We start from the raw sequence: 20,957 nt of genomic DNA, 5'->3' as shown, positions 1-20,957 counted from the left end.
GATCAACGACACGGTCGTGCGGACGCTGACACTGGACCGCAGCGTCCGCTACCAACGACTCACAACCAACAAACTGTCCACGACGTCGTGAGACAGATCTGTCCGTGAGGTCCTGAGACAGGACAGGCCGTTCTGGCGACCATAACCACTCACGACTGCTCAGCTGCAGTTTTGGCACCGCTTGCGTCGCGGTTCCCAACCGCTTCGCTGCAGGACCTGCAGTACCTCCGCCGCCACCCCGCACGGGTCGGTGTGCACTTCGTTCCAGCCGTACACGAGGCGGGAGCGACCGGCCAGCTCCGCCGCGTTGTCGCGACGCCGATCCCGGAAGGCGATGCGGCTCGTGGTGTGGAACTGGCGTCCGTCGAGTCGGACCGTCAAACGCGCCCCGACATCGTCGTATGCGACATCTTCCCAGAGAACAACACCATCGACCGAGAACGGGACCTGCCTCGTCCCAGCCGGCAGCCCGTGCTCTTGTTCGACCTTGAGCACGTACTCGGCCTCCAATGCCGAGAGCGCACCGCCACGCAACAGGTCCAACGCCTGCTTCAACACCTTCCGGTACCGGAACGACGGCCGGAGTTCGAGTTGGCTGTGCACGCGCCAGAGCTCGATCCGGGTCGAACCGACGAGCTGGACGAATGTGTTCCGCGCCCGCTCGGCCGATGGTTCAGCCGCCGCGAGATCGATGATGGTGTCTTCCCGGTTCGTTCGCGGCGGTACCGTTGGAGCCACGATATGCCGATACGCCCGGGAGCGGTGCATCTGGACCAATGGCGGCTGCGAGATCGCCGAGTTCGGGTATGGCACGGTGATGTGCACGGGCGAGGCGTCTTCGAAGGGCAGCATTCCCCATTCCTCGGCGGCGGTGCGGTGGCTGAGCACCGCCCACGAACCGCCGTACTGCAGCGCGGCTGAGATCAAGGACGACCTCGGCAGCGGCCCGGTGAATACCGAGTACACCCCCGGCAGCACTCGCTGCCAGCGGTTCGCGGCGAGGTGGGCACGGACCGCGCTCCAGGACACCCCGAAGTCGGACAGCTGCTCGAAACCTACGACGCCGTGCTGAGAATCGACCAGCTTCACCCATCGTTCTTGGTCCTCCCGCACCGGGAATTTCGGTCGAGACCACAGTGGATTTTTTGACATGCGTCCACGATCTGACCCACTTCTGCTCCACACCAGGGGCATTGGCGAATCTGTGGACAGGTCGGCCGCCTGTGGACAACTCCCGTGCACCGGTCGTGAGTGGTTATGGCCGCTGCAGCGGCCATAACCACTCACGAGGTCATTTGCGCAGGAGGCGTTCCCGGAGGGTTGTCAGGGTGTTCCGGGTTTCCACGGCTTGGGTTTCGTGGAGGGTCGCCACCCCGTGGACGAGGAGGTCCGTCAGGGTCAGCGCCGAGGTCGATTCGGCCGCGACCCGGCCCGCTCCGCCCGCCGCGTAGAGCGCCACGTCCAGTTGCGGGGCGAACTGCTTGGCCAGGCGGCGTTCCGAGATCAGGATCCGGCGCGCGCCGACCACCTGGGCGTGGTCGAGCAGCACCTCCAGCTCCGGCAGGGCGCGCCCCGGCAGGTAGATCACCACTACGTCGTCGCGGCCCAGCGGCAGCAGGTCGTCGGCCAGCCGGAAGCCGGTGCTGCCGACGAACCGGGCCCGCCGCCCGAGCCGGTTCAGCCGCAGCGCCAGGTGCCGCGCGCCGAGTTCCGAGCCGCCGACGCCGAACGCCATCACCTCGCGCGCGTGGGACAGCAGGCTCACCGCCGTCCGCACGTCTTCGAGCTCCAGCGCGGCCAGGGTGTTCTCCAGCTCGTCGCGGGCCTCGGTGAACACCGTGACCATCGCCCGCTCCAGATCCGGGCCGATGCTGGCCAGCCGCTGCTCCAGCCGGGTCGCCGGCGCCACCGTGGTCACCAGCGCCCGCCCGGCTTCTCGCTTGAGCTCCGGCAGCCCGCTGTAGCCGAGCTTGCGCGCGGTGCGGACCACCGTCGCGTCGCTGGTGCCGGTGTGCTGGCCCAGTTCTTCGGCGGTGGCGAAGACCAGTTGCTCCTGCGGCATGTTCAGCAGGTAGCGCGCCACCTTCTGCTCCGCGCGGGACAGCCCGTCGAGGCGCTCCTGCACCCTCGCGCGGAGGTCTTCGGCCGCCACCTCTCCTGAAGTGTTCGCTTCAAGTCTTGACTTATCCGTCATCCTCACTACATTTCTTGTAGCAGTCACGCCCGTCACATTTTTCCTGTAGCAGATACTACAGCTCTTGGTGAGAGACCGGATGAACAACTTGACACTTCCCACCGTGGAACTCCGCGGCACCGCACGGGAACGGGGCCGCCAGTACGGCGAGTTCGCCCGGGCCCAGATCGACCGCGCCCTCGCCTACTACTCCGACGCGTTCGGCAAGTCGACCGGCCTGACCTGGCAGCAGGTCACCGCCCGCGTCGACGAGCTCCGCCCCGGCTGCGAACGATTCGCCCCCGACCTGGTCGAGGAGATGACCGGCATCGCCGAAGGCGCCGGGGTCGGCTTCACCGACGTCCTGGCGCTCAACGCGCGCGGCGAGCTCATCCGGGACAGCCTGCCCGCCACCGACGAGGACGCCGACGGCTGCTCGTCGTTCGCGCTGCTGTCCGAGGCCAGCGGCGATGGTCACGTCTATTGTGGACAGAACTGGGACTGGCGGCACGGCATCAAGGACACCATCGTGGTGGCCCGCATCGTGCAGCCGCCGAAGCCGACCGTGGTGATGCACCTGGAGGCCGGTCAGGTCGGCCGCCAGGGCGCCAACTCCACCGGCCTCGCGCTCAACGCCAACGGCCTGGGCGGGAACTTCGGCGCCACCCGCGGCGTCCCGCAGACCCTCATCCGCCGCAAGGTGCTCGACTCGTCGAACATGCACGAGGCGCTGGAGGTACTCAGCAAGGCCGACCAGCAGATCGCCAGCAACGCGCTGCTGACGCACCGCGACGACTTCGCCATCGACGTCGAGACGACGCCCAAGGCGCACGGCTGGATGTACCCCGAGGACGGGGCCCTGGTGCACGGCAACCACTACCAGGCATTCATCCCGCCGCAGCTGGCCGCCGACTACCGGCCCCGGCCGGTGGACTCCCTGTTCCGCGTGCCCCGCATCCGCACCGGGCTGCGCCAGGCGCGCGCCGCGTCCAGCGGCGACGCCGTGCGCAAGGCGATCAAGGACGCCTTCTCCGATCACTTCGGCTACCCGGAATCGGTGTGCACCCACCCCGACGAGCGCACCGACGAGATCCGCCAGTGGTCGACCGTGCTGCACAACTGCATCGACCTCACCGCGGGCGAGTACTACGTGGCGGCGGGCAACCCGTGCACCGAGGAGTACCAGCTGCTGCCGTGGAACCTCTACGACGGACCGGGCGGTGACGGCTGATGCGAAGATGCCTCGCCCTGCTCTCCGTCGGGCTGCTGGCCGGCTGCGGAAGTTCGGCGCAGCTCGGCGCGGTCCAGCTGGTGCCGAACACGCCGCCGGCGGTCGCGCCGGCCGGCGACATCACCTGGTTCCTGGACTCCGAGCCGCTCACGCTCGACACCGATTACCACGGCTCCACCACCGAGGACACCGTGGTGGCCAACCTCTGCGACCGCCTCTACCAGCTGCAACCGGACCTCACCGTCCGCCCGTGGCTGGTCGAGGAACCGGCGATGCCGGACCCGGCGACGTTCGTCTACCGGGTCCGCGACGGGGTCCGGTTCCACGACGGCAGCACGGTCACCGCCGAGGACGTCGCGTTCAGCCTGCGGCGGCACGCCGAGGACGGCAACGACGAGTCCGACGAGTTCGGCAACGTCGAGTCCATCGACGTCACCGGCCCGATGGAAGTGACCGTGCGGCTGGAAGAACCGGACGCGCAGTTCAAGTACCGGATGGCAGGCGACGCCGGGATCGTCCTCAACGCCGACGTGGTGAACCGGCTCGGCCAGGACGTCGGCAGCCCCGGCCGGCCCGACGCGTGCAGCGGCCCGTACTACCTGGACCGCTGGGACGCCGGGTCGAGCCTGACGATCAAGCGGTTCCCGGACTACTGGAACCCCGAGCTCCGGCCGCTGACCGAGAGCATCCGGTTCGTCTGGGGCGACGAGTGGGCGGCGGTCAACAGCCTGCGCACCGGCGCCGCCGACGGCGCCTACCTCGACGACCCGAGCATGGCGCCGGCGCTGAGCACCAGCCCGGAGCTGTCCCTCCACTTCGGACTCACCACGTCGGCGTGGCAGCTCATCCCGACCGGCCGCGGGCCGATGGCCGACGTCCGGCTGCGCACCGCGCTGTCGCTGGCGCTGGACCGCCAGGGCATGGCCGAGGCGGCGTTCCGCGGCGCCGCCGAACCGTGGAAGCTGCCGGTCGGCGTGGGCACGTTCGGCACCGGCAAGGAGCTGTTCGAGCAGGCCTACCAGCAGATCCGCGACGTCCCGATCCGCCCCGGCGAGCAGGACCTGGCGCGCGCCCGCGAGCTCGTGCGGGAGGCCGGGCCGCCGGCGGAGCCGATCGTGGTGGCCAACGACGGCACCGCCGTGGGCAACGTGCTGGCCAACGGCGTCCGCGACGCCGGGCTGAAGCTGGGGCTGCCGGTGGAGATCCGCACCGTGCCGCCCGCCCAGTTCTCGGAGCTGTTCGCCTCGCCGGAGGCTCGGGCCGGCGTCGACCTGATCGTCAACGACTGGTACCTGTCCAAGCCCGACGGGCTGGGCATGTACGACAACGTGCTGCCCGACAGCGTCAACAACTACCTCGACTTCCGCGACGAGCAGTACGAGAGCACCTTCGCCTCGGCCGCCGCCACCTACGACGACCTGCAACGCGCCCGGCAGGTCATCCGGCTGCAGGACGAGTACCTCGGGCACATGCTGTCCATCCCGCTGGTGATGGCCCCGACGACGCTGGCGATGAGCAACCGGCTCACCGGCGCGCCGGTCTCCAGCGCCTACCTGACCTATCCGTGGGCGGCCGATCTCGGGAGGCGGTCTTGATCGCGCTGATGCGTTGGCTCGGCCAGGTGGTGATCACGCTGCTGGTCGCGTCTTTCCTGATCTTCGCCGCGATGTACCTGGCGCCCGGCGACCCGGCGACGGTGCTGGCCGGCGGCGCGGAGAACGCCAGCGAGGAGACGCTGGCCGCGATCCGCGCCGAGTACCACCTGGACCAGCCGTTCCTGGTGCAGTACGTGCTGTGGCTCGGCGGCGTGGTGCGCGGCGACCTCGGCCGGTCGTTCGTCTACGGGCAGGACGTCGGCTTCCTGATCGCCACCCGGCTGGAGACCACGGTGTGGCTGGCGCTGTACGCGGCGGTGCTGACCATCGCGATCGGCGTGCTGCTCGGCTCGCTGTCGGCGGTGCGCCGCGGGCCGCTGGACTCGGTGGTGTCGGCCGCGACGGCCATGCTGGCCGGGATCCCGCCGTTCGTCGCGGCCGTCGGGCTGATCGCCGCGTTCGGCGTCGGGCTGGCCTGGTTCCCGGTGACCGGCGCCGGCGAGGGCGTGCTCGGCAAGCTGCACCACCTGACGCTGCCCGCCGTTTCCCTGGCGGTGGTGTCGCTGGCGACCATCACCCGGGTCACCCGGCAGTCCATGGTGGACATCCTGGTGCAGGACCACGTCCGGGTCGCCCGCACCCGCGGCATCCCGGAGCGGCTGGTGATCGGCAGGCACGTGCTGCGCAACGCGGTCGGCCCGATCGCCACGATGGCGGGCATGATCACCGCGAGCCTGCTGGCGGGCACGGTGGTGGTGGAGTCCGTGTTCGGGCTCAGCGGCGTGGGATCGCTGCTGGTCAACGCCATCAACACGAAGGACTTCCCGGTCACGCAGGCGGTCCTGCTGTGCATGGTGCTGGCGTACGTGGTGACGACCGGGCTGACCGAGCTGGTGCAGCACCTCGCCGACCCGCGGCTGCGCCGGGTCCGCCGCGCGGGTGTCCCACGACAGGCAGGAGCGGCGGCATGACACTGTCCGGATCACTCGTCGCCGACGCCGCGGTCGCGTCCGGGCGGTGGCGCAACGGCCCGCTGTTCTGGGGCGCCGCAAGTGTTCTCGCGGTCCTCGGGCTGGCCGCGCTGGCCGCGCCGCTGATCGCGCCCTACGACCCGACGGCCACCGATTTCGACTCGATCCTCGCCCCGCCGGGCATCGAGCACCTGCTGGGCACCGACCAGCTCGGCCGCGACATCCTGTCCCGCATCCTGCACGGCGCCCGCACCAGCCTGATCGCACCGCTGGGCGTCCTGGCCATCGCGCTGCTCCTCGGCCCGGTGCTGGGCGTAGTCGCGGCGTGGCGCGGTGGCTGGCTGGACGCGGTGGTCTCCCGCGCGACCGACGCGCTGATCGCCTTCCCGGGCCTGCTGTTCGCGGTCCTGACCATCGCGGTGCTCGGCACCGGTGTCGCCGCGTCGGTGCTGGCCCTGGGCCTGGCGTACTTCCCCGCGGTCGCCAAGATCACCCGCAGCGCCGCGCGGGCCGAGCGGCAGCGCCCGTACATCGAGGCGTACCGGGTGCAGGGCATGGGCGGCGCGGCGATCTGCCTGACCCGGCTGCTGCCCCGGGTGATGCCGATCGTGCTCGGCTACGCGGTGGTGCTCTTCGGCGACGTGCTGATGGCGCTGGCGAGCCTGAGCTACCTCGGCTTCGGCTCGCAGCCGCCGTCGTCGGACTGGGGCCTGATGGTCGCCGAGGGCCAGTTCGCGATGCTCGAAGGCGCGATGGCCCCGACGCTGGTGCCCGGCGCGATGATCGCGATCGCGGTGGTGGCGTTCAACATCGTCGGCGTGCGGATCGCCGACCGGCTCGGCAGGGTGGAGCACTCATGAGCCTGGCAGAACTCCGGGACCTGACGGTCGGTTTCCCCGACAGGCCGATCCTGCGCGGCATCGACCTGCGCGTCGAGGCGGGCGAGGTGGTCGGGCTGGTCGGCGAGTCCGGTTCCGGCAAGTCCACCGCCGCGATGAGCATCGCGGGCACGCTGCCGGCCGCGGCCGCGGTGTCCGGACAGATCACAGTGGACGGTCGAGACGTGCTCGGCATGTCCCCGGCGGAGCTGCGGGAGCTGCGGACCCGCAAGGTCGGCGTGGTGCAGCAGGAACCGCGCGCGGCGTTCAACCCGGTGCGCCCGGTCGGGCACTTCCTGACCGAGCAGCTGCGCACGAATCTCGGCTGGTCCGGGCAGGATGCCCGCGACCGGGTGGTGGGCCTGATGCGCGAGTGCGGGCTGCGGGAACCCGGGGCCATGCTCGCGCGGTACCCCCACGAGTTCTCCGGCGGCATGCTGCAGCGGCTGGTCATCGCCGCGGCCCTCGCGCCGGAGCCGGAGCTGCTGGTCGCGGACGAGGCGACCAGCGCCCTGGACGTCACCACGCAGGCCGAGATCATCGGGATCCTGAGCCGGGCACGCGCCGATCGGGGGCTCGGGATCCTCTTCATCACGCACGACCTGCCGCTGGCGGCGGCGTTCTGCGATCGCGTGGTGGTCCTGCGCTCCGGCGAGGTGGTCGAGGAGCAGGGCGCGCGCGAGCTGTTCGCCGCGCCCAAATCCGCCTACGCCGCGGAACTGCTCGCCGCCGTGCCGGTGCTGGACGAGGACGGAGTCGACGCATGACGCTCGAAGTGACCGGCCTGCGCAAGTCGTTCGGCCCGACCCGCGCGGTCGACGACGTGTCGCTGACCGTGCCCGATGGCGGATCGCTGGGCCTGGTGGGCGAATCCGGTTCCGGCAAGAGCACGATCGCCCGCATCCTGGCCGGCCTGGAACGACCCGACGGCGGCGAGATCACCTTGGACGGCGCGCCGGTCGCCACGCGCCCGCGCACCGGCCGGGCGCGGCTGGCCAGGGCGAAGGCCATCCAGCTGGTGTTCCAGGACCCGTACCTCTCGCTCGACCCGGCCGTTCCCGTCGGCCGCTGCCTCGACGCGGTGCTCCGCCTGCACGGCTGGTCGGACCGGGCCTCCCGGCACGCCCGCGTCGGCGAGCTGCTCGACCAGGTCGGCCTGGACGCGTCGAAAAGGCATGCGCTGCCGCGGGAACTCAGCGGCGGCCAGCGGCAACGCGTGGCGATCGCGCGGGCCGTCGCGGTGCGGCCGAAGCTGCTGATCCTCGACGAAGCGGTGTCCGCGCTGGACGTTTCGGTGCAGGCGCAGATCCTGCGGCTGCTGGCCGAACTGCGGCGCGAGACCGGCACGGCCCAGCTGTTCATCAGCCACGACCTGGCCGTCGTCAACGAGGTCACCGACACGATCGCCGTGCTGCTGCGCGGCCGCCTCGTGGAAAGCGGCACCACCCGCGACGTCCTGCGCGCGCCGGAGCATCCGTACGTGCAGCTACTCAAGGACTCGGTGCCCCGGCCGGGCTGGAACCCGGCGGCCATCGCCGCGCGTCGCGCCGAACTCCCGGAGCTGGCGGGCTGATTTCGCGGCGGCTGTCGGTCCCGGCCGGTATAAAGGATGGCCGGTGCTTCGCGAGTCGCCGATTCCGCAGATCAAATGCCGTGAGCGTTTCGGGGTGCCATGACGCCCCGAAACGCTCACGGGCGCGCGCCTGCGGAAGCGGTGCCGCGGGGCATCCGGAACCAATGCCTTTCGCACGGTTGGAGAAGCAGCGCAGCATGAGCCCGGATCCGTCCGAACGCATCAACTCCGAAACCGCCGAGCCCCGGCGGGCCGCCGACAGCCACGACCTGATCGAAGTCCGCGGGGCGCGGGAGAACAACCTCCGCGACGTCTCGCTGGACATCCCCAAGCGGCGGCTCACGGTGTTCACCGGTGTCTCCGGTTCCGGCAAGTCCTCGCTGGTGTTCGGCACCATCGCGGCTGAGTCCCGACGGCTGATCAACGAGACCTACACGGCGTTCATCCAGTCGTTCATGCCCAGCCTCGGCCGGCCGGACGTGGACTCGCTGCGCAACCTGAGCACCGCGATCGTCGTCGACCAGGAGCGGATGGGCGCCAATTCCCGCTCCACGGTCGGCACCGCCACCGACACGCACACGATGCTGCGCCTCCTGTTCAGCCGCCTCGGCACCCCGCACGTCGGCACCGCGACGGCGTTCAGCTTCAACAGCCCCGAAGGCATGTGCCCGGAGTGCGAGGGGCTCGGGCACGTCTCGACGATCGACGTCGACGAGCTCTTGGACAAGGACCGCTCGCTCAACGAAGGCGCGATCACCGTCCCCGGTTTCGCGGTGGACTCCTGGTACTGGCAGGTGATCGCGGGCTCCGGGCTGTTCGACCCCGACGTCAAGCTGCGGGACTTCACGCCCCAGCAGTGGGAGGACTTCCTCCACAAGCCGGCCACCAAGATCAAGCACGCCACCATCAACACCACCTACGAGGGCCTGCTGGTCAAGGTGCAGCGGGTCTACCTCGCCAAGGACCGCGAGGCGATGCAGCCGCACATCCGGGCGTTCGTGGACCGCGCGGTGGTGTTCGCCGACTGCCCGGCCTGCGGCGGTGCCCGGCTGAACCCGGCCGCGCTGGGGGCGAAGATCGACGGCCGCAACATCGCCGACTGCTCGGCGATGCAGATCAACGAGCTGGCCGAGTTCGTCCGCGGCATCAGCGACGAATCGGTGGCTCCGCTGCTGGAGGCGCTGCGCGACACGCTGGATTCGCTGGTCGAGATCGGCCTGGGCTACCTGAGCCTGGACCGCGAGTCCGGGACGCTCTCCGGCGGCGAGGCGCAGCGGGTGAAGATGGTGCGGCACCTCGGTTCGAGCCTGACCGACGTGACCTACGTCTTCGACGAGCCGACGGTGGGCCTGCACCCGCACGACATCCAGCGGATGAACGACCTGCTGATCCGGTTGCGGGACAAGGGGAACACGGTGCTCGTCGTGGAGCACAAGCCGGAGACGATCGAGATCGCCGACCACGTGGTGGATCTCGGGCCGGGCGCGGGCGCCGCCGGCGGGCAGGTGTGCTTCGCCGGCGACGTGGCGGGCCTGCGGCGCTCGGACACCCTGACGGGACGGCACCTGGACCACCGGGCCCGGCTGCGCGAGGAGGTCCGCAAGCCGACCGGCCACCTGTCGATCACCGGCGCCGACGCGCACAACCTGAAGAACGTCGACGTGGACATCCCGCTGGGCGTGCTGACCGTGGTCACCGGCGTCGCCGGATCGGGCAAGAGCTCGCTGATCCACGGTTCGCTGCCCCGCCGCGACGGCGTGGTCGTGGTGGACCAGGCCCCGATCCGCGGTTCCCGGCGCAGCAACCCGGCCACCTACACCGGCCTGCTCGACCCGATCCGCACGGCCTTCGCCAAGGCCAACGGCGTCAAGGCGAGCCTGTTCAGCGCGAACTCCGAGGGCGCCTGCCCGAACTGCAAGGGCATCGGGCTGGTCTACACGGACCTGGCCATGATGGCCGGCGTCGCGACGGTCTGCGAGAAGTGCGAGGGCAAGCGGTTCACCGCCGAGGTGCTGGCCCACAAGCTGCGCGGCAAGGACATCAGCGAGGTCCTGGGCATGTCGGTGGTGCAGGCGCACGAGTTCTTCACCGCGGGCTCGGCGCGCGCGATCCTGGGCCGTCTCGTGGACGTCGGCCTGGGCTACGTCCGCCTCGGCCAGCCGCTGACCACGCTGTCCGGCGGCGAGCGGCAGCGCCTGAAGCTCGCGATCCACATGGCGGAGAAAGCGTCGATCTACGTCCTCGACGAACCGACCACGGGCCTGCACCTGGCCGACGTGGACCAGCTGCTCGCGCTCCTGGACCGGCTGGTGGACGACGGCGGCACGGTGATCGCCATCGAGCACCACCAGGCGGTGATGGCGCACGCGGACCACCTGATCGACCTCGGTCCCGGCGCGGGCCACGACGGCGGCCGGATCGTCTTCACCGGCACCCCGGCCGAGCTGGTCGCGACCGGCGACTCCCTGACTGCCCAGCACCTCCGCAAGTACGTCGGCGCGAACTAGAACCGTGGGAGGGGCACCGCGAACGGCGCGGCGCCCCTCCCCGGTGTGGTCGGCGTCACCGATGAGTTTCTCCGGCGCGCGTAGTCTCCCCCAGCACCAAGAGTTCAGGAGGAACCCGCGTGACCCAGCTGCTGAGAGTGCAGAACTTCAACGTCTCGCTCGACGGATTCGGTGCCGGTGAGGGCCAGAGCCTCGAGCGGCCGTTCGGCCACGCCGACCCCGGCACCATGTTCACCTGGGGCGGCGCCACGGCCAGCTGGCCCACCCGCACCGATCCCGGCGGCAGCCGCGGGCTCGACGACTACTTCACGCGGGACTTCGCCCGCAACATCGGCGCCGAGATCATGGGCCGCGGCAAGTTCGGCCCGCAGCGCGGCCCCTGGGAGGACCACGACTGGCTGGGCTGGTGGGGCGACGAACCCCCGTTCCACACCCCGGTTTTCGTGCTGACCCACCACGTGCGCCCGTCGTTCACCCTGTCCGACACCACGTTCCACTTCGTGGACGGCGATCCGGCGACGGTCCTCGAAAAGGCGCGGGAAGCGGCGCAGGGCAAGGACGTCCGGCTCGGCGGCGGAGCCACCACCATCCGGCAGTTCCTAGACGCCGACCTCGTCGACACCATGCACGTGGCGGTCTCGCAGGTGGAGCTGGGATCCGGGTCGAAGCTCTGGGAGTCGCCCGACGAGCTGCGCGACCGGTTCCACCTGGATATCGTGCCCAGCCCGAGCGGCGTGACCCACCACCTGTTCTGGCGGAAGTGACGCGGGCCGGGCCCGGTGGTGAACCGATCACCACCGGGCCCGGCCCGCTCTGCGCTGATCAGGCCGTGACGGCCTGGCGGGGCTTGGCGAGGTCCCAGCGGTGGCGGGTCAGCACCACCGGCACGCCTTCGCCGCGGGCCTCCGCCGCGAACACCTCCGCCCGCGCCCGGCGCCACCAGACCACCGTCCGGAACGCGCCGAACAGCAGCATCGCCACCAGCGCCAGCATCGCCACCCGGTACTCCGAGCCGCCCGGCATGTCCTGCGCCAGGTCCAGCACCAGGCCCACGAACAGCACGCCGAGCGCCGTCGCGGAGTGGCCGCCCGCATTCGCAACGCCGGTCGCCGTGCCGACCCGGGACACCGGGTTGTAGTCCCGCACCAGGGCGAACGCCACCGCCGAAACCGGGCCGCCCAGGGCGAAGACCAGGAACGACGTCGCGATCACCACCAGCGGCGGGCGGCCTTCCGGCCAGCCCAGCAGCACCACCCAGGACAGGGCGTTGAGCACCAGGTAGCCCAGCACGATCCACATCCGGCACTCCGGGCGGCTGCCGATCAGCGCGCCCACCACGGGCCCGCCGACGACCTGCCCGATGATCAGCAGGCTGAGCATCACGCTCGCCGTCGCCGCCGGCACGCCCAGCCCGTTGACCAAGTACGGGAAGCCCCACAGCAGGGTCAGCGCGCCCGAGACGAACATCGTGCAGAAGTGCGCCCAGAACGCCAGCCGCGTGCCCGGCACCGACCAGGCCTCGCGCACCTGCTGGAACACCGCACCGCCGCTGCGCGCCTGCGCACCGCCGAGCGAAGCGTCCCGCACGACCGTCGAGGTCACCGCCGCGTAAGCCAGCGTCAGCGCGCCCACCAGCAGGAACGTCGCCGTCCAGCCCATGTTCTGCAACGCCAGCGCGAGCGGGAACGTGGCCGCAACGCCACCCAGCGCCCCCAGTGCGCTGGACACCGTTGCGACCAGTGCGTAGCGGCGGGCGGAGAAGTGCGCCGCCACCAGCCGCAGGATGCTGACCCACATCAGCGCGTCGCCGAGGCCCAGCACGGCGCGGGCGAGCAGGCCCATCGAGTAGGAATCGGCGAGGGCGAAGAGCATCTGCCCCGTGCCCAACAACAACACCGCTACGGTGATCACCTTCCGGGAACCGAAGCGGTCCACCAGCAATCCGGTGGGAATCTGCATGCCGGCGTAGATGCCGACCTGCAGGACCGTGAACGCGCTCAGCGCGGCCGGACCGACGTCGAACCGGTCGAGCGCCTGCGTTCCGGCAACCCCCAAGCTGCCCCTGTGAAATACCGCGGCGAGATAGGCGATCACCGCCGCGCTCCAGATCCACCATGCCCGACTCTCCGGTCGGTCGGCAGCCACGAAAGACCTCCTTGTTCAGTTCTGTGCAGCGAAAGTCGAAACCAAGATCATCGATGATCGAACGTTCACCGGGTTTGTCGCCGCAACCCGGCGCGGAGTTACGCGGAACGCACGTGCACTGCACCACACTTCGCGCCCGCGTCCGTTTTCCCCATCACAGCAGAAAATCTGCGCGACTATCCACTATGGACATACGCGAGCGGCGGTTTCGGCCGAAGCCGCCGGATCAGAGCTCTGCGGCGACCTCGTCGAGGAGACCGATCAGCCCCGCCAGCGCGGGGTTCGGATCGTCCGCCCGCCACACCAGCGCCAGGGGGATCGGCGGGGCGTCGTGCACCGGAACCAGCACCACCCCGGGGACCTTCAGGTGCGCGGCCGTCGACGGCACCAGGCTGACGCCCGAACCCGCACCCACCAACGACAGGATCGTGTGGGTGTCCGGCGCTTCCTGGACGAAGTCCGGGCTGTAGCCGTGCCGCAGGCACGCCGCCTGCACCAGCTGGTTCACCACCGACCCCCGGTTGGTCGGGTAGCTGATGAACGACTCGCTCCGCAGGTCGTCCAGCCCCAGCTGCTGGACGCGGGCCAGCCGGTGGTCCTCCGGTAGCGCCGCCGCCAACGGGTGCTGCTCCAGCTCTCGCACGCAGAGGCCCTCGGTCGGCACCGGCAGCCGCAGCAGCCCGGCGTCGACCTCGTGCTGGTTGATCTGGTCCACCAGCTCGCCGCCGTAGAGCGGGCTGAGGATGTCGAAGCGCACGTTCGGGTAGCGCTCGCGGAACTTCCGCACGATCAGCAGCATCACCCGGTACGACGTCTGGCCGCTGAAGCCCAGCCGCACCACGCCGATCTCCCCCGCGGCCGCCTGCCGCGCCAGCCGGGGCGCGGCCTCGGCGGACTGCAGCGTCTTGCGCGCCTCACGCAGGAACGCCTCCCCCGCCGCGGTCAGCGCCACCTGCCGCGTGGTGCGGCGCAGCAGCGCCACCCCGACCTCGTGCTCCAGGCGCTTGATCTGTTGCGATAGCGGCGGCTGGGACATGTGCAGCCGCACCGCGGCCCGCCGGAAGTTCAGCTCCTCCGCCACGGCGACGAATGCCTGCAGGTGGCGTAGCTCCACCGCTCCAACCTCCCGACCGCGAGCACCTTTGCCCAGGTCAGCGCCGATTATGTCGCGCGACCGAATCAAACCTACCCGAATTTGGTGTTAGACGGAACACACCCGCTGACCTAGCGTCGAGGAACCGCGTTCGCGATGCGGCGGGCGCCGGGCCCCGTCCGCCGCATCGGCGAATCTTGCGGTGTCCCAACGGGTTTCGACTCGCCGAGCAGCGCGGCGGGTACCCGCATTCGGTGGAGACGGAGCCAGATTCGATGAGACGGCTTTCAGAGCAGGAAAGAATGGGGCGCAAGGCCGGGATCGCCTCGTTCGTCGGCACCAGCATCGAGTGGTACGACTTCTACATCTACGGCACCGCGTCCGCGCTGGTGTTCGGCAAGCTGTTCTTCCCGGTCGTGACGCCCGCGATCGGCGTCCTGGTCTCGTTCGCGACGTTCTGGGTCGGGTTCCTGGCCCGGCCGCTGGGCGGCATCATCTTCGGCCACCTCGGTGACCGGGTCGGCCGCAAGAAGGCCCTGATCATCACGCTGCTGCTGATGGGTTTCACCACCGTCGGGATCGGCCTGCTGCCCACCTACGCCACCATCGGCATCGCGGCGCCGATCCTGCTGGTGCTGCTGCGCGTCGTGCAGGGCCTGGCGGTCGGCGGCGAGTGGGGCGGCGCGGTGCTGATCGCGACCGAGCACGCGCCCAAGGGTCGCAGCATCATCTCCGGCTCGTGGGCGCAGCAGGGCTCGCCGTCCGGGCAGATCCTCTCCTCGCTGGCCTTCACCCTCGTCTCGCAGCTGCCCGACGAGTCGTTCTACAGCTGGGGCTGGCGGGTCCCGTTCCTGGCCTCGGCGGTGCTGGTGGTGCTGGGGCTGGTGATCCGGCTGAGCATCGAGGAGTCGCCGCAGCTCGCCAAGCTCAAGGAGACCGGGCAGACCGCGAAGTTCCCGCTGCTGGACACCTTCCGGCACCACACCGGGCTGGTGGTCCTCGGCGTCTTCGCCTGCGCGATCGTCTTCTCCGCCTCGTACTTCAAGAACACCTTCGCGGTGTCGTGGGCGACCAACGAGCTCGGCTTCCAGCGCGAGACGTTCATGACCGTGGTGCTCATCGCCAGCATCACCCAGTTCTTCGTGCAGCCCTTCGGCGCGGTGCTGGCCAGCAAGTACGGCGTCCGCAAGATCGTCACCATCCTGCTCGTCGCCGAGTTGCCGGTGATGCCGCTGATGTTCCTGCTGATCAGCACCGGCAGCTTCGCGTGGTCGGTGGTCGGCATGGTGCTGGCGACCCTCCCGCACGTGATGTTCTACTCGATCCTCGCCGGCGTGCTGGCCGACGCGTTCCCGGCCCGCGTGCGCTACACCGCCATCTCGCTGTCCTACGGCCTGGCCGGGACGCTGCTGGGCGGCACCACCCCGATGATCGGCCAGCTGCTGCTGACCGCCTCCGGCTCGATCCTGCCGGTGATCGGCTGGGCGCTGGTGACCGTGCTGATGTCGCTGATCGGCGTCCGAATCCTGTTGACCCGGTCCGCGCAGCGCGCGGACCAAGAAGCCGCCGAGCCCGCCGTGGCCGGGTGAACGAATGGCTCGAAAGCGGCTACCGCCGCTCGCAAGGCAAGACCTGGCGAAGGAGTGAGGAGAACGATGGACCCGAACGTGTTCGACGACGTGCTGCGCACGGTGCGCGACTTCGTCCGCAACGAGGTGGTGCCCGCCGAGGACGAGATCGACGAGACGAACGCGATCCCGCAGCGGGTGCGCGAGACCGCCGCCGAGATGGGGCTCTTCGGCTTCGCGCTGCCCGAGGAGTACGGCGGGCTGGGCCTGTCGATGAGCGAGGACGTCCGGCTGGCGATGGAGCTGGGCTACACGGTTCCGGCGTTCCGCTCGATGTTCGGCACCAACAACGGCATCGCCGGGCAGGTGATCGTCAAGTACGGCACGGAGAAGCAGAAGCAGGCGTGGCTGCCGCGGCTGGCCGCCGGGGAGGCGATCGCGTCGTTCGCGCTGACCGAGGACGGCGCGGGTTCGGACCCGAGCTCGGTGCGCACCAAGGCGGTTCGTGACGGCGACGAGTACGTGATCTCGGGTGCCAAGCGGTTCATCACCAACGCGCCGCAGGCCGACCTGCTCGTCGTGTTCGCCCGCACCGACCAGGAAGCCGAGGCGCACCAGGGCATTTCGGTGTTCCTCGTCGAGACCGGCCTGGACGGGGTCCGGATCGGGCCGCCGAACGCGAAGATGGGCCAGGCCGGGGCGCACACCGCCGAGGTGTTCTTCGACGACGTGCGCGTGCCGGCCGAGGCGATCGTCGGCGGCCAGGAGGGCACCGGGTTCGCCGCGGCGATGTCGTCGCTGACCCGCGGCCGCCTGCACATCGCGGCGATCTGCGTGGGGCTGGCGGGCCGGATCGTCGAGGAGTCGGTGCGCTACGCCGCCGAAGCCGAGCAGGGCGGCAAGCCGATCAGCCGGTTCCAGCTGGTGCAGGCGCTGCTGGCCGAGTCGCAGGCCGAGCTGTACGCGGGCCGGTCGATGGTCCTGGAGGCCGCCCGGGAGTACGACTCGGGTGCGGACACCCGGCTGGCGCCGTCGTGCGCGAAGTTGTTCTGCAGCGAGATGGTCTCCCGCGTCGCCGACCGCGCGGTGCAGGTGCATGGCGGCTCCGGCTACATGCGCGGCGTCCCGGTGGAGCGCTTCTACCGCGACTCGCGGGTGTTCCGGATCTACGAGGGCACCAGCGAGATCCAGAAGCTGATCATCGCGAAGCAACTGCTCCGCCAGATCTCCTGACCCGGTTACCCGCAATTTCAATGGAAATCGAAGGTCCGATTTCCATTGAAATTGCGGCACCACCGGTCACCCGGGCACGGATCCAGGCCGAACGCGAACGATATTCGCTTCCCCATCGCTAGGAGGACTCTGTGGGCGCCGTCGACAACACGGCCATCCAGCGACTGCTGCATCCCCGATCGATCGCCATCCTGGGCGCCTCGGACAACCCGATCAAGTTGTCCGGCCGGCCCATCGAACTGATGAAGCGGTTCGGCTACACCGGCCGGTTGCTGCCGATCAACGCGCGGCGCTCCGAGGTGCAGGGCCTGCCCGCCTTCCGCAGCCTCGACGACATCGACGGCGACATCGACCTGGCGATGGTGATGCTGCCCGCCGACAAGGTCGTCGACGGGGTGCGGGACTGTGCCAAGCGAGGCATCCCGGCGGCGATCGTCGGCGCCTCCGGCTTCGCGGAGGTCGGCGGGCGCGGCGAGGCGCTGCAGCAGCAGTTGCAGGACGTCATCGCCGAGACCGGCATCCGCGTGCTGGGCCCGAACTGCCTGGGCATGTTCAGCCTGCGGGACCGCGCACTGCCCACGTTCACCTCGGCGATGGACAACGGCGGCGAGCTGCGCGAGGGCCCGGTGTCGTTCGTCAGCCAGAGCGGCGCGTTCGGCACCTTCATCTTCAGCGCGGCGCAGGCCGCCGGGCTGGGCATCTCGCACTTCCTGAACACCGGCAACGAGGCCGACCTGTCGGTGGCCGAGGTGCTCGGCGGGCTGGTGGAGACCGACGAGACCAAGGTGCTGATGGCCTATCTCGAAGGCGTGCACCACGGCCGCGAGCTGCTGCAGGTGGCCCGCCGGGCGCACGAGCTGGACAAGCCGATCCTGGCGGTGAAGGTCGGCCGCTCGGAGGCCGGTGCGCGCGCCGCGCAGTCGCACACCGCGTCGCTGGCCGGCGAGGACGCCGTGTTCGACGGCGCGACCCGCCAGCACGGCATCGTCCGGCTGGATGGGATGGAGCAGCTGCTGGACGCCGGTCTGGTGTTCGCCGACGGCAGGCGCGCCCGCGGCAGGCGGCTGAGCACGCTGTCGCTCTCCGGCGGCGCCGGGGTGCTGATGGCAGACCAGGCCAGCAGCAACGGACTCCAGGTGCAGCCGTGGGACGAGGCGTGGCAGCGGCGGATGGCCGAGGTCATCCCGCCGTTCGGTTCGCCGCGCAACCCGGTCGACCTGACCGCCACGCTGATCAGCGACCCGGGCATGCTGCGCCGCGCCCTGGAGATCACCGTCGAACACCCCGGCACCGACATGATCGCGGTGCTGCTGGGCAACTCCGACAACGCGTCCGGGCCGCTGATCGACGCGATCGAGCAGGCCTACCGCTCCACCGACCGGCCGCTGGTGGTGGTGTGGACCGGCGGCAGCGGGCGGCCGCGCCGGCGGCTGCAGGACCTGGGCATCCCGTGCTTCACCGACCCCGGCCGGGCCGCGGCGGCGCTGGGGAAGCTGGCCGACTTCAGCCTGCGCCCGCCGCTGCCGGCGGCCGAGCGCCCGGACGACATCGACGACCAGGTGGTCCGCGGAATTCTGCGGGACGCCCGGCAGCAGGGCCGCGTGCAGCTCAACGAGTACGAGTCGAGCCGGTTGATCGCCGCCTACGGCGTGCCGTGCTCGGGGGCGTTCCCGGCCGACGACCCGGACTCTGCGGTGGCCGCCGCGCGGGACCTGGGCGGTCCGGTGGCGGTCAAGCTGCTGTCCGACCACATCGGGCACAAGTCCGACATCGGCGGGGTGCGGCTGGGCCTGACCGGTGACGCGACGATCCGCACCGCCGCCGCGGAACTGCTGGACATCGCGCGGGAGGCCGGCGATCCGGCGGCGCGGCTGCTGGTGCAGCGGATGGCCGGCGGCGACACCGAGCTCATCGTGGGCATCAAGCGCGACCCGGCCTTCGGGCCGGTGGTGGTCGTCGGGTTCGGCGGCGTGCTGGTGGAGGTCCTCGCCGACAGCCAGGTCGGCGTGGCGCCCCTGGACGCCGCCGCGTCGAAGCGCCTGCTGACCTCCCTGCGTGGCAGCCGCCTCTTCGGCGAGGTCCGCGGCAAACCCGCGCGGGACCTCGACGCCGCGGCGGACGTGGTCGCCCGGCTGTCCTGGCTGGCCCACGACCTGGCGGACGACATCGCGGAGCTCGACGTGAACCCACTGCTGCTGGACCAGGTGGGCAAGGGCGTCGTCGCGGTGGACTGCCTGGCGGTGCTGACGAAGCCCGAGAAGTGAGTGCGGTGCCGCAATTTCAATGGAAATCGAACCTCTGATTTCAATGGAAATTGCGGCCCGGCACGGCGCCGAGAACCAAGGAAGGTACGGAGATGACTGAAGTGACGCCCCCTGCCGGGGCGGCGCCCGAGGCGGTGTTCCGCGACGGCCTGACGGCCGGTGAGCTGCGGTTCCAGCGCTGCGACAAGTGCGCGGCGGCGGTGTTCCAGCCGCGCGTGCTGTGCCCGGCGTGCGGTAGCGACGAGTTGGGCTGGGAGCGCAGCAGCGGTCGCGGGACCGTCTACTCGACGACCGCGGTGCGCGGGCGCGAGGGGATGCACAACGTCTCGCTGATCGACCTCGACGAGGGTTTCCGGATGATGTCGCGCGTCGACGACGTCGACGCCGATCAGGTCGTCATCGGCACCCGCGTCGGATTCACCACGGTCGAGCAGGACGGGGCGCCGGTCGCGGTGTTCCGGACCGGAGGACGACACGTGCAACAATCCGCCGCCGCGCGTGACGGCCGACCGGGTGCGGGTGTCCCGCAGGACAAGGAGTTGTCATGACGTTGCGCGGCACCACGGCGGTCGTCGGCGTTGCCGAGTCGGACCTCGGCCAGGTCGCGCCGGGCCTGACCCCGCTGGACCTGGTCGGGCAGGCGACGGTGCGGGCGCTGGCCGACGCGGGCATCCAGAAGTCCGAAGTGGACGGACTGTTCACCGCGTCGTCCTACTACCCGATGTCGGGCATGGACACCGCCGAATACCTCGGCATCCGGCCGAAGTACGTCGACGGGTCGACGATCGGCGGCAGCTCGTTCGTCTCGCACCTGCTGCACGCCGCGGCGGCGATCAACGCCGGGGTGATCTCGACGGCGCTGATCGTCTACGGCAGCACCCAGCGTTCCGATGGCGGCCGGCTGGTGTCGCCGTCGAAGGCGAACCCGTTCGAGGCGCCGTACCGCGCGCGGCACCCGATCAGCATGTACGCGATGGCGACGGCGCGGCACATGCACCAGTACGGCACCACCCGCGAGCAGCTGGCGGACGTGGCGGTCGCGGCGCGGCAGTGGGCGCAGCTGAACCCGGTGGCGTTCGCCCGCGACCCGCTGACCCGCGAGGACGTGCTGACCGCGCGGGTGATCAGCGATCCGCTGACCAAGCTGGACTGCTGCCTCGTCACCGACGGCGGCGGCGCGGTGGTGCTCACCAGCGCCGAACGCGCCCGGCAGCTGCCCGGCAAGCCGGTCTTCCTGCTCGGCGCGGGCGAGGCGACCTCGCACCGCAGCATCTCGGCGATGCCCGACCTGACGGTCACCGCGGCCGCCGAATCGGGCGGCCGCGCCTTCGCGATGGCCGGGCTGTCCCCGCAGGACGTCGACGTGGTCGAGCTCTACGACGCGTTCACCATCAACCCGGTCCTGTTCCTGGAAGACCTCGGGTTCTGCGAGAAGGGCGAAGGCGGCGCGTTCGTCGCCGAGGGCCGGATCGCACCGGGCGGGAAGCTGCCGGTGAACACCAACGGCGGCGGGCTGTCGTACTGCCACCCCGGCATGTACGGGATCTTCACCATCATCGAGGCGGTGCGGCAGCTGCGCGGCGGATGCGGAGCCCGGCAGATCGAGGGCGCCGACGTCGCGCTGGCCCACGGCAACGGCGGTGTGCTCTCCAGCCAGGTCACCGCGATCTTCGGCACCGAACGCACCCTGTGAACAACCGGCCACAGTAGACGGTCCGGAACTTCC

General features: G+C 70.5%; 17 protein-coding genes. 13 read left to right on the top strand and 4 right to left on the bottom strand.

Translation table 11 applies throughout. From position 1 onward, the window contains the following. Nucleotides 1–159 precede the first annotated feature (159 nt). Both E1288_RS33845 and E1288_RS33840 read right to left on the bottom strand, forming a co-directional pair. A complete protein-coding gene (locus E1288_RS33845; RefSeq protein WP_235883989.1) occupies nucleotides 160–1,089 on the bottom strand; it encodes a hypothetical protein in 930 nt (309 codons plus the stop codon). Between the two features lie 202 nt (nucleotides 1,090–1,291). Beyond that, on the bottom strand, nucleotides 1,292–2,152 hold the full coding sequence (locus E1288_RS33840; protein WP_165968396.1) for a MurR/RpiR family transcriptional regulator: 861 nt from the start codon (nucleotides 2,150–2,152) through the stop codon (nucleotides 1,292–1,294). A gap of 121 nt (nucleotides 2,153–2,273) precedes the next feature. On the opposite strand from E1288_RS33840, the gene E1288_RS33835 reads away from it, so the two are divergent. The 8 genes from E1288_RS33835 (at nucleotide 2,274) to E1288_RS33800 (ending at nucleotide 11,692) form a co-directional block, all read left to right on the top strand. Continuing rightward, nucleotides 2,274–3,404, top strand: coding sequence for a C45 family autoproteolytic acyltransferase/hydolase (locus E1288_RS33835; RefSeq protein ID WP_132492551.1), 1,131 nt, complete (start codon nucleotides 2,274–2,276; stop codon nucleotides 3,402–3,404). Further along, the gene (locus E1288_RS33830) at nucleotides 3,404–4,999 is read left to right on the top strand and encodes an ABC transporter substrate-binding protein (RefSeq protein WP_132492549.1); all 1,596 of its coding nucleotides are present in this window, start codon (nucleotides 3,404–3,406) and stop codon (nucleotides 4,997–4,999) included. Before E1288_RS33835 ends, E1288_RS33830 begins: the two co-directional genes overlap by 1 nt. Next, nucleotides 4,996–5,970 carry an ABC transporter permease gene (locus E1288_RS33825; protein ID WP_207954701.1) on the top strand — a complete coding sequence of 325 codons (975 nt, stop codon included), beginning with the start codon at nucleotides 4,996–4,998 and terminating at the stop codon, nucleotides 5,968–5,970. Before E1288_RS33830 ends, E1288_RS33825 begins: the two co-directional genes overlap by 4 nt. After that, entirely contained in the window at nucleotides 5,967–6,830 is an 864-nt protein-coding gene (locus tag E1288_RS33820; protein WP_132492547.1) for an ABC transporter permease, read from the top strand. Before E1288_RS33825 ends, E1288_RS33820 begins: the two co-directional genes overlap by 4 nt. Continuing rightward, nucleotides 6,827–7,615, top strand: a complete 789-nt coding sequence (locus E1288_RS49180; protein ID WP_132492545.1) for an ABC transporter ATP-binding protein — start codon at nucleotides 6,827–6,829, stop codon at nucleotides 7,613–7,615. The genes E1288_RS33820 and E1288_RS49180 overlap by 4 nt, the downstream gene beginning before the upstream one ends. Beyond that, nucleotides 7,612–8,421, top strand: a complete 810-nt coding sequence (locus E1288_RS49175; protein WP_132492543.1) for an ABC transporter ATP-binding protein — start codon at nucleotides 7,612–7,614, stop codon at nucleotides 8,419–8,421. The genes E1288_RS49180 and E1288_RS49175 overlap by 4 nt, the downstream gene beginning before the upstream one ends. A gap of 197 nt (nucleotides 8,422–8,618) precedes the next feature. After that, nucleotides 8,619–10,928 (top strand): ATP-binding cassette domain-containing protein, encoded by a 2,310-nt coding sequence (locus E1288_RS33805; protein WP_132492541.1) that lies wholly within the window; start codon nucleotides 8,619–8,621, stop codon nucleotides 10,926–10,928. Between the two features lie 119 nt (nucleotides 10,929–11,047). Continuing rightward, complete coding sequence (locus tag E1288_RS33800; RefSeq protein WP_132492539.1) at nucleotides 11,048–11,692, top strand: dihydrofolate reductase family protein; 645 nt, start codon at nucleotides 11,048–11,050, stop codon at nucleotides 11,690–11,692. A gap of 58 nt (nucleotides 11,693–11,750) precedes the next feature. Here E1288_RS33800 and E1288_RS33795 read toward each other — a convergent pair whose 3' ends face one another. Next, a complete protein-coding gene (locus tag E1288_RS33795; RefSeq protein ID WP_132492537.1) occupies nucleotides 11,751–13,073 on the bottom strand; it encodes an MFS transporter in 1,323 nt (440 codons plus the stop codon). 226 nt (nucleotides 13,074–13,299) lie between these two features. Continuing rightward, on the bottom strand, nucleotides 13,300–14,187 hold the full coding sequence (locus E1288_RS33790) for a LysR substrate-binding domain-containing protein (RefSeq protein WP_132492535.1): 888 nt from the start codon (nucleotides 14,185–14,187) through the stop codon (nucleotides 13,300–13,302). A gap of 254 nt (nucleotides 14,188–14,441) precedes the next feature. On the opposite strand from E1288_RS33790, the gene E1288_RS33785 reads away from it, so the two are divergent. The 5 genes from E1288_RS33785 to E1288_RS33765 all read left to right on the top strand — a co-directional run bounded on the left by E1288_RS33785 (nucleotide 14,442) and on the right by E1288_RS33765 (nucleotide 20,924). Further along, nucleotides 14,442–15,755, top strand: a complete 1,314-nt coding sequence (locus tag E1288_RS33785) for an MFS transporter (protein WP_235883988.1) — start codon at nucleotides 14,442–14,444, stop codon at nucleotides 15,753–15,755. A 66-nt stretch (nucleotides 15,756–15,821) separates the two neighbouring features. Then, a complete protein-coding gene (locus E1288_RS33780; protein WP_132492533.1) occupies nucleotides 15,822–16,967 on the top strand; it encodes an acyl-CoA dehydrogenase family protein in 1,146 nt (381 codons plus the stop codon). A gap of 131 nt (nucleotides 16,968–17,098) precedes the next feature. Next, a complete protein-coding gene (locus E1288_RS33775; RefSeq protein ID WP_132492531.1) occupies nucleotides 17,099–19,231 on the top strand; it encodes an acetate--CoA ligase family protein in 2,133 nt (710 codons plus the stop codon). A gap of 92 nt (nucleotides 19,232–19,323) precedes the next feature. Continuing rightward, the gene (locus E1288_RS33770; RefSeq protein ID WP_132492529.1) at nucleotides 19,324–19,779 is read left to right on the top strand and encodes a Zn-ribbon domain-containing OB-fold protein; all 456 of its coding nucleotides are present in this window, start codon (nucleotides 19,324–19,326) and stop codon (nucleotides 19,777–19,779) included. Further along, the gene (locus E1288_RS33765; protein ID WP_132492527.1) at nucleotides 19,776–20,924 is read left to right on the top strand and encodes a thiolase; all 1,149 of its coding nucleotides are present in this window, start codon (nucleotides 19,776–19,778) and stop codon (nucleotides 20,922–20,924) included. The genes E1288_RS33770 and E1288_RS33765 overlap by 4 nt, the downstream gene beginning before the upstream one ends. Nucleotides 20,925–20,957 lie beyond the last annotated feature (33 nt).

The organism is Saccharopolyspora elongata (genome assembly GCF_004348985.1).
In the GTDB taxonomy this organism is placed as follows: domain Bacteria; phylum Actinomycetota; class Actinomycetes; order Mycobacteriales; family Pseudonocardiaceae; genus Saccharopolyspora; species Saccharopolyspora elongata.
Note: the sequence above shows the minus strand (reverse complement) of the source record. Positions and strands in the feature narration are given on the sequence as shown.

Bases quoted from the DNA above. Each gene is read 5' to 3' on its own strand.
- E1288_RS49175 (WP_132492543.1), top strand. From the start codon at position 7,612: ATGACGCTCGAAGTGACCGGCCTGCGCAAGTCGTTCGGCCCGACCCGC.
- E1288_RS33785 (WP_235883988.1), top strand. From the start codon at position 14,442: ATGAGACGGCTTTCAGAGCAGGAAAGAATGGGGCGCAAGGCCGGGATC.
- E1288_RS33830 (WP_132492549.1), top strand. From the start codon at position 3,404: ATGCGAAGATGCCTCGCCCTGCTCTCCGTCGGGCTGCTGGCCGGCTGC.
- E1288_RS33780 (WP_132492533.1), top strand. From the start codon at position 15,822: ATGGACCCGAACGTGTTCGACGACGTGCTGCGCACGGTGCGCGACTTC.
- E1288_RS33820 (WP_132492547.1), top strand. From the start codon at position 5,967: ATGACACTGTCCGGATCACTCGTCGCCGACGCCGCGGTCGCGTCCGGG.
- E1288_RS33805 (WP_132492541.1), top strand. From the start codon at position 8,619: ATGAGCCCGGATCCGTCCGAACGCATCAACTCCGAAACCGCCGAGCCC.
- E1288_RS49180 (WP_132492545.1), top strand. From the start codon at position 6,827: ATGAGCCTGGCAGAACTCCGGGACCTGACGGTCGGTTTCCCCGACAGG.
- E1288_RS33835 (WP_132492551.1), top strand. From the start codon at position 2,274: ATGAACAACTTGACACTTCCCACCGTGGAACTCCGCGGCACCGCACGG.
- E1288_RS33765 (WP_132492527.1), top strand. From the start codon at position 19,776: ATGACGTTGCGCGGCACCACGGCGGTCGTCGGCGTTGCCGAGTCGGAC.
- E1288_RS33770 (WP_132492529.1), top strand. From the start codon at position 19,324: ATGACTGAAGTGACGCCCCCTGCCGGGGCGGCGCCCGAGGCGGTGTTC.